Origin of the sequence: Bradyrhizobium sp. CCBAU 11430, assembly GCF_028128855.1 — a bacterium.
Classification (GTDB): Bacteria; Pseudomonadota; Alphaproteobacteria; order Rhizobiales; family Xanthobacteraceae; genus Bradyrhizobium; species Bradyrhizobium ottawaense.
The window spans coordinates 36,461-48,546 of the sequence record NZ_LBJV01000072.1 but is presented as its reverse complement, the minus strand read 5'-3'; the positions used below and the strand labels follow the sequence as shown (position 1 = coordinate 48,546).

General features: G+C 65.1%; 12 protein-coding genes. 7 read left to right on the top strand and 5 right to left on the bottom strand.

Annotated elements, in window-relative coordinates; all coding sequences use genetic code 11:
* Positions 1-7: 7 nt before the first annotated feature.
* From XI04_RS33180 to XI04_RS33165, 4 genes are all read left to right on the top strand, one after another.
* Positions 8-973, top strand: coding sequence for an NAD(P)H-dependent flavin oxidoreductase (locus XI04_RS33180; RefSeq protein WP_271610153.1), 966 nt, complete (start codon positions 8-10; stop codon positions 971-973).
* Positions 974-1,117: 144 nt separating this feature from the next.
* Positions 1,118-1,366 carry a hypothetical protein gene (locus tag XI04_RS33175; RefSeq protein ID WP_028140683.1) on the top strand — a complete coding sequence of 83 codons (249 nt, stop codon included), beginning with the start codon at positions 1,118-1,120 and terminating at the stop codon, positions 1,364-1,366.
* 132 nt (positions 1,367-1,498) lie between these two features.
* On the top strand, positions 1,499-2,218 hold the full coding sequence (locus XI04_RS33170) for a hypothetical protein (RefSeq protein ID WP_271610232.1): 720 nt from the start codon (positions 1,499-1,501) through the stop codon (positions 2,216-2,218).
* An 87-nt stretch (positions 2,219-2,305) separates the two neighbouring features.
* Entirely contained in the window at positions 2,306-3,016 is a 711-nt protein-coding gene (locus XI04_RS33165; protein WP_097669130.1) for a hypothetical protein, read from the top strand.
* Between the two features lie 49 nt (positions 3,017-3,065).
* Here the strand turns inward: XI04_RS33165 and XI04_RS33160 are convergent, their stop codons facing one another.
* A complete protein-coding gene (locus XI04_RS33160; RefSeq protein WP_271610152.1) occupies positions 3,066-4,637 on the bottom strand; it encodes a winged helix-turn-helix domain-containing tetratricopeptide repeat protein in 1,572 nt (523 codons plus the stop codon).
* Between the two features lie 449 nt (positions 4,638-5,086).
* Here XI04_RS33160 and pcaB point away from each other — a divergent pair, with 449 nt between their 5' ends.
* The gene (gene pcaB, locus XI04_RS33155) at positions 5,087-6,448 is read left to right on the top strand and encodes a 3-carboxy-cis,cis-muconate cycloisomerase (RefSeq protein ID WP_271610151.1); all 1,362 of its coding nucleotides are present in this window, start codon (positions 5,087-5,089) and stop codon (positions 6,446-6,448) included.
* 113 nt (positions 6,449-6,561) lie between these two features.
* Positions 6,562-7,818, top strand: coding sequence for an aminopeptidase (locus XI04_RS33150; RefSeq protein ID WP_028140680.1), 1,257 nt, complete (start codon positions 6,562-6,564; stop codon positions 7,816-7,818).
* Positions 7,819-7,971: 153 nt separating this feature from the next.
* Here XI04_RS33150 and XI04_RS33145 read toward each other — a convergent pair whose 3' ends face one another.
* A complete protein-coding gene (locus XI04_RS33145; RefSeq protein WP_038948847.1) occupies positions 7,972-8,526 on the bottom strand; it encodes a hypothetical protein in 555 nt (184 codons plus the stop codon).
* A gap of 237 nt (positions 8,527-8,763) precedes the next feature.
* Between XI04_RS33145 and XI04_RS33140 the strand changes: the two genes are divergently transcribed.
* Positions 8,764-9,219: a cupin domain-containing protein gene (locus XI04_RS33140; RefSeq protein ID WP_038948845.1), complete on the top strand. Its 456-nt coding sequence runs from the start codon at positions 8,764-8,766 to the stop codon at positions 9,217-9,219.
* A gap of 64 nt (positions 9,220-9,283) precedes the next feature.
* On the opposite strand, the gene XI04_RS33135 is transcribed toward XI04_RS33140, so the two are convergent.
* The 3 genes from XI04_RS33135 to XI04_RS33125 form a co-directional block, all read right to left on the bottom strand.
* The gene (locus XI04_RS33135) at positions 9,284-10,399 is read right to left on the bottom strand and encodes an amidohydrolase family protein (RefSeq protein WP_271610149.1); all 1,116 of its coding nucleotides are present in this window, start codon (positions 10,397-10,399) and stop codon (positions 9,284-9,286) included.
* A gap of 274 nt (positions 10,400-10,673) precedes the next feature.
* Positions 10,674-11,195 (bottom strand): hypothetical protein, encoded by a 522-nt coding sequence (locus XI04_RS33130; RefSeq protein WP_161966274.1) that lies wholly within the window; start codon positions 11,193-11,195, stop codon positions 10,674-10,676.
* A gap of 64 nt (positions 11,196-11,259) precedes the next feature.
* Positions 11,260-12,072: an MBL fold metallo-hydrolase gene (locus tag XI04_RS33125; protein ID WP_271610148.1), complete on the bottom strand. Its 813-nt coding sequence runs from the start codon at positions 12,070-12,072 to the stop codon at positions 11,260-11,262.
* Positions 12,073-12,086 lie beyond the last annotated feature (14 nt).

Below are 12,086 nucleotides of genomic sequence, written 5' to 3'. Positions count from 1 at the left end.
GATTTGCGTGCCATCAGATCGACTGCAACGCTTCGGCGATCGTCTCGCTCTGCCGCTGATCGCAGCGCCGATGTTCCTGGTGTCGGGCGTCGAGCTCATGGTCGCGGCCTGCCGCCATGGGGTGATCGGCAGCTTCCCCACCGCGAATTGCCGCAGCACGGAGCAGCTCGATGAATGGCTCACCGCGATCGCGACGCGCCTGCGCCGGCACGAAGACCAATCCGGCCGCAAGGCTGCGCCGCTCTGCCCGAACCTGATCGTGCATCGCTCCAATGCGCGGCTCGCGCAGGATCTCGCCGTGCTGCTGCGGCACAAGCCGGAGATCGTCATCACCTCGGTCGGCTCGCCCGCGCCTGTGCTGAAGCCGCTGCATGACGCCGGCGTGCTGGTGCTGGCGGACGTCGCCTCGATCCGCCACGCCGAACGGGCGGCGGAAGCAGGTGCCGATGGGCTCGTGCTGCTCACGGCGGGCGCGGGCGGGCAGACCGGCTGGCTCAATCCGTTCGCCTTCGTCCGCGCGGTGCGCGCATTCTACGATGGCATCATCGTGCTCGCCGGCGGCATCAGCGACGGCCAAGCGCTGCATGCGGCCGAAGTGCTCGGCTGCGATCTCGCCTATATGGGCACGAAGTTCATCGCGACGCGCGAGAGCATGGCGGACGAACGCTACAAGCGCATGCTGGTCGAGAGCTGCGCCGACGACATTCTGCTCACCACTGCGTTCACGGGGTTGCAGACCAGCATGCTGAGGCCGTCGATCGTGGCCGCCGGCCTCGATCCCGACGATCTCCCGGCACGCGGCGCGATCGATATCGCTGAGGATATCGACGTTGCCGCGCGCGAGAGCCGGCCAAAGCGCTGGCGCGACATCTGGAGCGGCGGGCACTCAACCTCGGGGGTGACGGACGTGCCGGCGCTTGACGAGCTGGTTGCGCGGACGCTCGCCGAATATCGTGCGGCGGGCGGGCCGTAGGCGCAGCCCGTCGAGCCGGGCCACGACGGTGTGGATCACGGTTAATCCCGGGCTCCTCCGCTCCCCTTATTTAACGGCAGATTAACCAACGCCGGCCAAGAATCCCCCTCACGGCCCGCCAGTCAGGGCCGAGAGGGACAGGCGATGGACTTCGATTTTCTCAACAGCAAGACAGCGGCTTCGCTGGACGAAATCCGCGTCCGCGTCGCTCATGCCCTGGCGCGCCACCCGCTGTGCCGCAACGTCCGGTTCGACATCGTCAGCGTCCCCCGCACCCGCCGGGGCGGCAACTGGACGGTGACGCTGCAATCGGTCGAGCCGCGCGCGGTGTGGGAGGCCTCGGAGATCGTCGCCGACATCCAGGACGCCTACGACCTTTCGGCAGCTGCCTGATTTCCTTGAGTTTTCCGGGCGATGTCGCCGCAGTCCGCGCGATTGCCGCCGCGATGGCACGGTTAAGCCTTAATTATCGCCCAGTTGTCGGGCAGTGATCACGTGGACTTGAAGTTGGGCGCGGAGAGACGTTTGTCCAAAGCCATCACCATCGTTGTGCTGACCTGTTTCCTCGTCCTGGGTGCCGCCACCACCGCCATTCTTGGCCGGGACAGCGTGCCCAGCGTCAGCGAAGAGATGATCGCGCAGACGCCTCCAGCCAAGCCGCTCGCCACCAACCGCGCCGCCAAGGCCGACCGTCTGGTTCCGACCCTGGCCCTGGCTTCGGCCGCGATCGAGCCGGTCCAGGTGCCGGCCGACAGGCTTTCGCGGGCGCCCGTGCTGGCCGAGCCGCTGCGCCAGGCCTTTGCCGCCGCCACGCCATCCGATTTCCCGATGCCCAAGGCGTCGTTGAATGCATCCGAAGCGCCCGCCGCGGCTGAAGTTCCCGCCGTCGAAGTTCCGGCCAAGCCGAAGGTTGTCGCCAAGCCGCAGCCGCAGAAACACTATACCCTGCTATCCGACGCACAGATCTCTGGCATCCGGGATCGGCTGAAGCTGTCTTCGTCGCAGGAATATTACTGGCCTTCGGTCGAGACCGCGCTGCGCAACGTCGTCCGCAAGATCTCGGCCAACAAACTCTCCAATCCGAACGCGCCACCCAGCGCGCAGATCGATCCGAATTGCGACGAGGTCCAGCAATTGAAGTCGGCCGCCATGCCGCTGCTGTTCCAGTTGCGTGACGATCAGAAGGAAGAAGTGCGCAAGCTCGCCCGCCTCATCGGGCTCGAAAAAGTCGCGCAGCAGATCTGACACGCGGGGTTCCTCCGGGAACCGCTCCTGCATCAGGAACATCTGGCAATCAACGTGCGTTGCTCGCCCCAAAGAGGGAGTGGATCAATGCGCGCCTCGACAGCTTATTTCGTCGGTGCCGGAACTATTATCGCGGCCATTGCCATCGGTCTTGGCGGGGGCATCGTTGCCGGCAACATCATGAACCCGGTCGCGTCCAAACAGGGCCCGGACACCAGCAAGATGGCGCAGCGCGCGGAGTCCGCGGGCGCGCCGGCACAGACGAGCGCGCCGTCGGAACGCGTCAATTATCTCACCGGCTCGCAAGCCTTCGGCGCAATGATTGCCGCGCCGGCGCAAGCCGAAGCGAAGCCGGAAGCTGTAAAGCCCGACACGCAGACCACTCAAGCGAATGCCGGACCGCCGGCGCCGCCGCCTTCGCCAGCGGCCGCGGTCGAGCCACCCAGGGAACAGTCCAAGGAACAGTCGAAGTCAGCAATCGGATCGCCTCCGCAGGCCGTAAAGCCGGCTGAGCAGCAGGCCTCGACCGAGCCCGCCTCTTCACCCGAGAACGCCTATGCCAAGGCGAGGGACTCCGATGCGAAGCGCGCTGCGTCCGAGCGGCGCCGGATGGAGCGCCGCGAGCGCTGGACCGAGCGCCGCCACTACGATTCCCGCGAGCAGCGCGGCTTGCGCGATCGCACCGATTGGGACGACGTCGCGCGCAACATCCGCGAAGATTCCGATGTGCGTGATTACGCCAGCCGGCCGCGCGGCGGCTTCCCGCAGATCAGGCTGTTCGGGCCCGACGACGACTAGCGCCTAAATTAGCTCGCGATCGCGGCTGCGATGGGAGAGCGGGACGCGGTCACTTCATTCCCGCGCGCCGCAATCCTTCCAGATAGTGCGCACGGTCCTCGTCCCGCAGCATCGGTAGCTCGCGCGTGATCCAGGCGAGCGAGACTTCGGGCTGGGCGCGGCGCAGGCCTTCCAGGGCGGACGCTGCCAGCGCCGGATCTCCTGACATCCCGGCGGCGGCCGTCAGCACGCGGTGCGCGCCGACGAAATCGCCGCGCTGCCGCATCGATTCCCGCGCCATCTGCACGGCTCCGTCATAGTCACGGCCGACGAACCTGGCATAGGCCGCAACCCCGCAATAGACCGCCGCGAGCGGATCGCGCGGGCTCAGCCGCAGCGCGCGACGTGCGGCGGCATCGCCGTCCTGCCATCGTCCGGCGTAGCACAGCGTCACGCCGTAAAAGGCGTGCGCCATCGCGAAGTTCGGGTTGAGCGTCAGCGCCAGCTCGAACTCCGCCAGCGCGTCGTCGAAGCGGCGGCGGAACAGATAGGTGTAGGCAAGGCCATGATGGGCCCAGGCATCCTCGCGATCGGCCTCCACCGCCGCGAGCGCCGCGCGTTCTGCGATCGGCACTGTCGCGGCCATGTCGGCCCAGCCCATATGCGCGCCGAAGATATGGCTGGTCGCGAGCAGTCCCAGCGCCTTGCCATAGGCGGGATCGATTGCGACGGCCTTTTCGAGCAGCCCTTGCGCGGCGGCATTGTCCTCGCGCGTGCTGCGCCAGTGATGCGACAGCGCGCGCATCAGGAGGTCCCAGGCATCCAGGCTGCCCGGCGGCTTCTGCTGGGCGCGAAAACTTTCGGCAGCGTAGAGCTGCGGCTCGATTGCGGCGACGATCGCCTCGGTGATCTCGTCCTGCACGGCGAAGATGTCGGCGAGCTCGCGGTCGTAGCGCTCGGCCCAGAGATGACTGCCGGTCGAGACGTCGTTGAGCTGGGCTGAGATGCGCAGGCGCTCGCCGCTCCGCCGCACGCTGCCTTCGACCACGTAGCGAACCCCGAGCTCCCGCGCGACCTCGCGGATGTGCACGGCGCGGCCCTTGTAGACGAAGGAGGAGTTGCGCGCGATGACGAAGAACCAGCGCAGCTTCGACAGCGCGGTGATGATGTCCTCGCTGATGCCGTCGGAGAAATAATCCTGCTCGGCCGCGCCGCTCATATTGGTGAAGGGCAGCACGGCGATCGCCGGCCGCTCGGGAAGCGTGAGTGCGGCGCGCTGCACCCGCGCGGCGTAGCCGGGCTCCGGCGCGATTGCGCCACCCATCGTGCTACCTTTGGCCTCGACATGGCCGACGAAGCGAAAGCCCTTGCGGGCGATGGTGCGGATCAGCGCCTGGCTCGCGCCACTGTCGCCGACGGCCTTGCGCGCCGCGTTGATCCGGCTGGTCAAGGTGGATTCGGAGACGCTTCGCCCGTGCCAGATCTTGTCGATCAGCTCGTCCTTGCTGACCACCCGATCGCGGTTCTGCATCAGGTGGACGACGAGATCGAAAACCTGCGGCTCTACGGCAACGGGAACCTGCTCGCGGCTCAGCTCGCGCCGGTCGGTATCGAGAAGGTGGTCCCGGAACAGAAACTGCACGTCGAAACTCAGGCCTCATTACGAATTGGGGCTAGCAAAAAACAAAATGAAATTTGGGTCGAAAACTGTGAGTCTGCCGAAGGGGCCGCTTGGTTCATCGCGATCGCGTGATGGCAGCCATGCCGTGCGATTGGGGTAGACGCTGTGTGGGCGACCTGTTGACCGGATGTTCCGTCCGAAATCGACCCGTCATCCTGAGGGGCGAGCCGCGCGGCGCAAGGCGCCGCGTGGGGAGCTTCGAAGGTGGGACGGCCACGATGCAGCCGGGCCGTCCATCCTTCGAGGCCTCCGCTTCGCTCCGGCACCTCGGGATGACGGGCGATCGTGCGATGTGCGTCGAATGTCGTCGTGCGGGACGAATGTGCGACGAGCCGCGAATGTTCCTTTGCCGGACCGCGTGCCCTGCGTAAGCTGTCGCCCACACAAACACCAACCACGAAGAAACGCCGATGCCTGCTTTTCCTGCCTCCACCACCGTGCTCGATTCCATGCTTTTCCGCGACGCCTTCGGTACGCCCGAGATGCGGGAGGTGTTCTCCGACGTCGCGCTGGTGGCACGCTATGCCGAGGTCGAGGTGGCGCTGGCGAAGGCTGAGGCGAAGTGTGGCGTGATCCCGCAGCAGGCCGCCGATCAGATCTCGGCGCGGACCGACGTCGCCGCTTTCGATTTCGATCTGCTCAGGCAGGAGACCGACATCGTCGGTTATCCGATCCTCCCTTTGGTGCATCAGATGGTGAAGCAGTGCGGCGAGGCCGGCCGCTACGTGCATTGGGGCGCGACCACGCAGGACATCATGGACACCGCCGTGGTGTTGCAACTGCGCGCCGCGTTCGAGATCGTCGAGCACGACATCGCCGAACTTCGCCGTATCCTCGCCGACCTCTCGAAGCGTTACCGGGACACACCGATGGCGGGCCGTACCCATCTCCAGCAGGCGCTGCCAGTGACCTTCGGCTACAAGACCGCGATCTGGCTCGCCATGTTCGACCGCCACGCCGAGCGGCTGACGCAATTGAAGCCGCGCGTGCTGGTCGGCCAGTTCGCCGGCGCCGCAGGTACGCTGGCCTCGCTCGGCGACAAGGGTTTTGAGGTGCAGGAGGCGCTCTGCGCGGAGCTGAAGCTCGGCATTCCCGCCTCGACCTGGCACGTCGCTCGCGACGGCTTTGCAGAAGCCGTGAACTTCCTTGCGCTCGTCACCGGCTCGCTCGGCAAGATCGCACTCGACATCATGATCATGGCCTCGACCGAGTTCGCCGAAGTCTACGAGCCCTTCGTGAAGGGACGCGGCGCCTCCTCGACCATGCCGCAGAAGCGCAACCCGATCTCGTCGGAGCTGATGCTGGCGGCGTCCAAGGCGGTGCGCCAGCACGCCGGCCTGATGCTCGACGCCATGGTGCAGGATTTCGAACGCGCCACGGGCCCCTGGCACGCCGAGTGGATGGCGATTCCGGAGAGCTTCGTGCTGACTGCCGGCGCGCTGCACCAGGCGAAGTTCGCACTCGCAGGCCTCATCGTGGATGAGGCGAAGATGAACGACAATCTTGCGGTCAGCCGCGGCCTGATCGTGGCCGAGGCGGTCATGATGGGGCTCGCGCCACAACTCGGCCGGCAGGAGGCCCATGACGTGGTCTATGATGCCTGCCGTCAGGCCAACGAGAAGGGAATGAGCCTGGCCGAGGCGCTGTCCGTGGACTCCCGGATATCGAGCCGCATCGATCGCGCCACAATCGAGGCGCTCACCTCACCGAAAAATTACCTCGGCCTCGCGCCCGCCATGGTTGACCGGGTGCTGAAATCGGCAACGCGTTGAAAACCAAAATGCGTGAAACTGCGTATCTTCTCCATGTCGCAATGTGCTCGCGCACTTGCGTCCCGCGATGCTAGACTTAGATTGAACGACAGACTTTCGGCAGAGGGCCCCGCATGACTGATCACCGCAATTCCGCCACTCCCATCGATCCCGTGAAGCTCGACCGGCTGGCCGAGGTGGCGGTGAAGGTGGGCCTGGGCTTGCGGCCGGGACAGGATCTGCTTCTGACGGCGCCCGCGATCGCGCTGCCGCTGGTGCGGCGGATCGCCGTTCATGCCTACAAGGCCGGCGCCGGCATCGTGACACCGATCCTGTCGGACGAGGAGATGACGCTGGCGCGCTACCGCCACGGCCACGACAGCAGTTTCGATCGTGCCGCCGGCTGGCTCTACGAAGGCATGGCCAAGGCGTTCTCCGACAACACCGCGCGGCTCGCCATCGTCGGCGACAATCCGATGCTGTTGTCGGGTGAGGATCCTTCCAAGGTGGCGCGCGCCAGCAAGGCGAATTCGATGGCCTATCAGCCTGCGCTGGAAAAGATCGTCAATTTCGACACCAACTGGAACATCATCGCCTATCCGAGCCTGTCCTGGGCCAGGCAGGTGTTTCCTGATGATCCCGAGGACGTCGCGGTCGGCAAGCTCGCGGATGCGATTTTCGCGGCGTCCCGCGTCGATCGCGAGGACGCGATGGGCAATTGGGCGAGCCACAATGCGGTGTTGCGTGAGCGTACCAACTGGCTCAACGGCCAGCGTTTCCGCGCGCTCCAGTACAACGGACCGGGGGTCGACCTCACCATTGGCCTTGCCGATGGCCACGAATGGGAGGGCGGCGCCTCGCTCTCCAAGAATGGCATCAGCTGCAACGCCAACATCCCGACCGAAGAGGTCTTCACCACGCCGCATTGCCGCCGCGTCTACGGCCATGTCGTGAGCTCGAAGCCGCTGTCCTATCAGGGCACGCTGATCGACAACATCGCGGTGCGCTTCGAGGATGGCAAGATCGTCGACGCAAAGGCCTCGCGCGGCGCGGAGGTGCTGAACAAGGTGCTCGACACCGACGAGGGCGCCCGGCGCCTCGGCGAAGTGGCGCTGGTGCCGCATTCCTCGCCGATCTCGCAGAGCGGGCTGTTGTTCTACAACACGCTGTTCGACGAGAACGCAGCGTCCCACATCGCGCTCGGCCAGTGCTATTCGAAGTGCTTCATCAACGGCGCGCAGCTCACCCCGCAGCAGATCGCCGCGCAAGGCGGCAACCAGAGCCTGATCCATATTGATTGGATGATCGGCTCGGCCGAGACTGATATCGACGGCATCCTGCCCGATGGCAGCAAGGTACCGGTATTCCGCAAGGGCGAGTGGGCGAAGTAGGGCGTCTTGCGGCCATCCTTCGAGACGCCCGCCGCTGGCGGGCTCCTCAGGATGAGGTCTTGGTCTGTTGCGACATCTTAGACCCTCATGGTGAGGAGCGCCGTTTACGGCGCGTCTCGAACCATGCAGGCCGAGCATGTTCCGTAATTCAACTCACGCCGCCGCGTTGCGCAGCATCGGATTGTTGTCGATGCTGAAGCGGTTGAACAATGTCGTGAACGGGCTGCCGTCGGTGGCTCGTACGATGGCGTCGGAAGCGGCGATCGCCTCGTAGAGCGCGCCGACGGGATCGTCCGCGTCGTCCAGGTCGAGGCTCTTGAGGATCTCCTCGCGAGCCTCGTTGATCTCGTCCTCGTCGTCGAGCGTCGCCTCCAGCGCCTCCGCCGCACGCCGCATCTCCGCGAGGTCGCCGCCGCCGGAAAATTTGAGGATGTCGAGCCAATAGGGACGGGCGACGACGAGCTGGACGAACGCTTCGAACGTATCGGCGATAATCCCGGCGCGGCCCTCCGATGAGACGTAAAGCACATTCTGCGGCGGCAGCAGCACGAAGGCGCCCCCGGAGCCGTCACTGCCGATCTGCTGGGGGTTTTCGATGCCGTCGATGGTGAACCAGGGCTCCTCGTCCGGCGCGAAGGAGACATCGAGGCTGACCAGCCAGGCGACGGCCTCACGATTGGCTGTCAGAACCTCGGGCGTGAGGGGCATCGGCGTGGCTCCATCTTATGCTTCCGCGCACTTTGTCGCACCCCGGAAAAGATCGGTTCATGTGCTCGAATTTGCAGGGAAATCGCCGCGTTAACCGCTTCGCACCTGCAACTTCCGGCTGATTGTCGGGGCCTGCGTAAGAAAGAATTAAAAACCGATGACTAGCGTTCCCGGCATCTTTCGAAGCAATCCGGGCCGAGATCCGGCAATATTTTATTATACCCGCTGGGGAAGAAGATGTCGCGCGCATTGATTGAAATCGGTAGTTGCAATGTCGAGCTTGAGCTGCGGCCGATCGAGCCGTCCTGGATCATCGAGGGCAATCCCGTGTCGCGCTCGCACATCCTGTCCACCAGTGCCGACGGCACCGCATCGACCATCATCTGGCAGTGCACCGAAGGCCGCTTCAACTGGTACTACGATATCGACGAGACGGTCATGATCATGGAAGGATCGATCGTGCTCGAAAGCGACGGCATGCCGCCCAAGCGCTACGGCCCCGGCGACGTGATCTTCTTCCGCGACGGCGCGCATGCCAAATGGCATGTCGAAGGCCACGTCAAGAAGATCGCCTTCTGCCGCAAGACCAATCCCGTGATGATCGGCTTCCTGATCCGCGTCGTCAACAAGCTGAAGAAGATCTTCGCCTCCACCGGAGAGCGCCGTCCGGCCTCCCTGATGGGTGCCGGCTAGAGCATGATCCGGAAAAGTGTGCAGCGGTTTTCCGAAAAGATCATGCTCAAACAATAATCTCAATTCAAGAACGCTTCCCAGCGGCCACGACGGAAGAGGGGGCGGGATCATCCCGGCCCCTCTTCTCGTCATGACGCAGCTCGAGCCGGTAGACGTCGGTGGCGGTCTGCGAGAACAGCGCGGTCTTCTCGGCCTCGCTCAGGGGTGAGGCGATGCGCTTGAAGGCGTTGAAGATCACCTGGTAGCTGCACTGGCCCTTGTCCGGCGGGAAGTTGCTCTCGAACATCGCGCGCTTGGGTCCGAACGCCTCGATGCAGGTCTCGACGTAAGGGCGCCAGGCCGCGGCGAGCTCCTCGGATGACGGCGGCCTCTCGCGAAAATGGAAGTCGTAGCCGAGCAGGCACATGGCGAGGCCGCCGAGCTTGACCACCACGTTCTCGCATGTCGCGATCTCGCGGATCGAGGCGCGCCATTGTGCAAACACCTCTTCACGCCGTCCTGCAAAGCGGCCGACGCCAGCTGGGCCGCCGCAATGGTCGAGCACAATCCTGGTGTCGGGGAAGGCGCGCGCCAATTCGGTCAGCTCGCAGATCTGCGGATGGAACAGCCCTGCATCGAAGCTGAGGTTCAGTGGCGCCAGGCAGGCAAAGCCTTGGCGGAAAGCTGGATCCTGCAACAGGCCCTTCGGCCGGTTCGCATACATGCCGGCGACGACCGGGTCCTCGTCCCAGGCCGAGGAATGGCGGATGCCGCGGAAGCGGCCATTGCCGGCCGCGATCTCGGCTTCCAGCACCGGCCTTGCGGCGTCGCCGAGCAGCAGATTGGCGTGGCTGACGATGCCGGCGCAGATCGCCGCCTTGCCGTAAGCGCCGCTTGCGCTCATGGCGGCGACGCCGTTGGCGAACTCGACTTCGCCGACGGGCCGGAACGCTTCCGGCCCGTGCGCGCGATACATCGAGCGGCAATCGACATAGACGGTCGCGATGACGTTGTGGCCGGAGGCGATGTCGGCCGCCATTTCCTCGATCAGATAGCGGTGGCCGCGATTCCAGAGATGGTGATGGGGATCGACGATCGGCCGCAAGGGATCAATGATCGGCTCCTGATGCAGCGCGAGCCAGTCCTCGCGCGGCTCGACGAACAGCCCGCTCGTATTGCCGGGCACACTGCTTGCAGCCATCAGTGTCCGCTCCCTGTTGTCTTTTGAGAGAGGAGCCTAACATCTCACACGCACGCACAGCAGCGCGCATTGCTCAGAGCACCACAGCCGCGGCGGAGCAGGTGCGCTCCCTCTCCCGCTTGCGGGGGAGGGCTGGGGTGGGGGCGTCTCCGCAATGGGACACTCCCGATGTGGAGAGAGCCCCCACCCGGCGCTACGCGCCGACCTCCCCCGCAAGCGGGAGAGGTTGCAGCGAGCCTGGGGCCCACGGCTTCAACCAACAGCCATCAGATCTCTAGCCCTTCCGCCGCTTCGCCTTCACATCGACCATAAGCCGCCAATCGCTTGCATCGGCCGGCTTGGTCTCGCCGAGCCAGTGGAAGGAATCGCCGGTGATTTCCGTAAAGCTCCAGCGGGTCAATTCGCCGGCCTCCGTCGTGCCTTCCTGCACGATGTCGGCGCCGCGCGGCCGGCCGATCTGCTGGCGGAAGACGCTGCGTCCAGGATCGAACCAGGAAATCCGCCACGCATCGATGGTCGAATCGTAGAGGCGCAGCGTCGTGCCGTACCAATTGCCCGCAATCGGAAAGGCCGGGCTGCCCGCGGGGCGCGGGATGATCCAGACGTCCTGGACCGCGCGTCCCTCCAGCACCCAGCCAAAATGGATCTCGCCGCGCGCGGTGTGTTTGGTTCCATCGAGGCCGTGGGCCGTGATCTCGGCGTCCCAATCGCCGACAAAGCGGCCGTAGAGCTGCAGCGCCGCGGCGTGCTCGGAATTCGGTCCATCGGCGTGCAATAGTCGCGCAAAGTCGTTCATGTCGATCTCCTGTTGCGCGGAGATCAGCACCGAAGACGGCAGAAGGCTTGGAGAAAGTTGCGCCTCAGACCCCGTCGAGGATGATCACCGTCGGCATCGACGGCAGCGCGTCCCGCGACATCCGGAAGGACCGCCCGGAGCGCCGGTCGATCTCGAACTGCTGGCCGATCCGGCGCATGAAATCGTCGAGCGGGGTGGCAAAGCGATGCATCGGTAGCACGACGGAGGCGCGCAGGCGCTTGGTGATGTCAGAAATCCCTTCGAGCGACATGGTGTAGGTGCCGTCGATCGGCACCATCACGATATCGAGCCGTCCGATCTGGGCGAAATGGCTGTCGTCGAGCTTGTGATGGAGGTGGCCGAGATGGCCGATGCAGAGGCCGGCGACTTCGAAGATGAAGATCGAATTGCCGTCGCGGATCATGTCGGTGCCGGCGTCGTCGCCGAAATAGCGGCGGATGTCGGTCGTGACATTGCGGATGAAGGCGTCACTGATGCGTTCTGAAACGATCGCCGGCTTTCCGTCCTCGCCCCAACCATGCAGCACGTGAGGAATGCGCTTATCGGGAAACAGAGAGTAGTGGGTGCTGTGGGCCCGGTTCATGGTCACGACGTCGGGCAGCCGCCCGACCTGGTAGGCGCCGCTATAATCGGTCGCGAGGCGCAAGCCGCCGGGCGTGTCGATGAAATAGGTGGAGTGGCCGACATAGGTGATCTCGACCTCGCCTGTGCCGGCCGCCGGCCGGAATGCGACCGGCAGAGCGCGCGGGGCCGCGTTCGCCATCGCCAGGCACTCGCTGCGCTGTGGCTGCTGGGCAAGGGCAGGGGTCAGGAATGCGCCGAACAGCGCCAGGGCCGTCGAAACAAGTCGCCGCATAAGTCCGTCCCCGA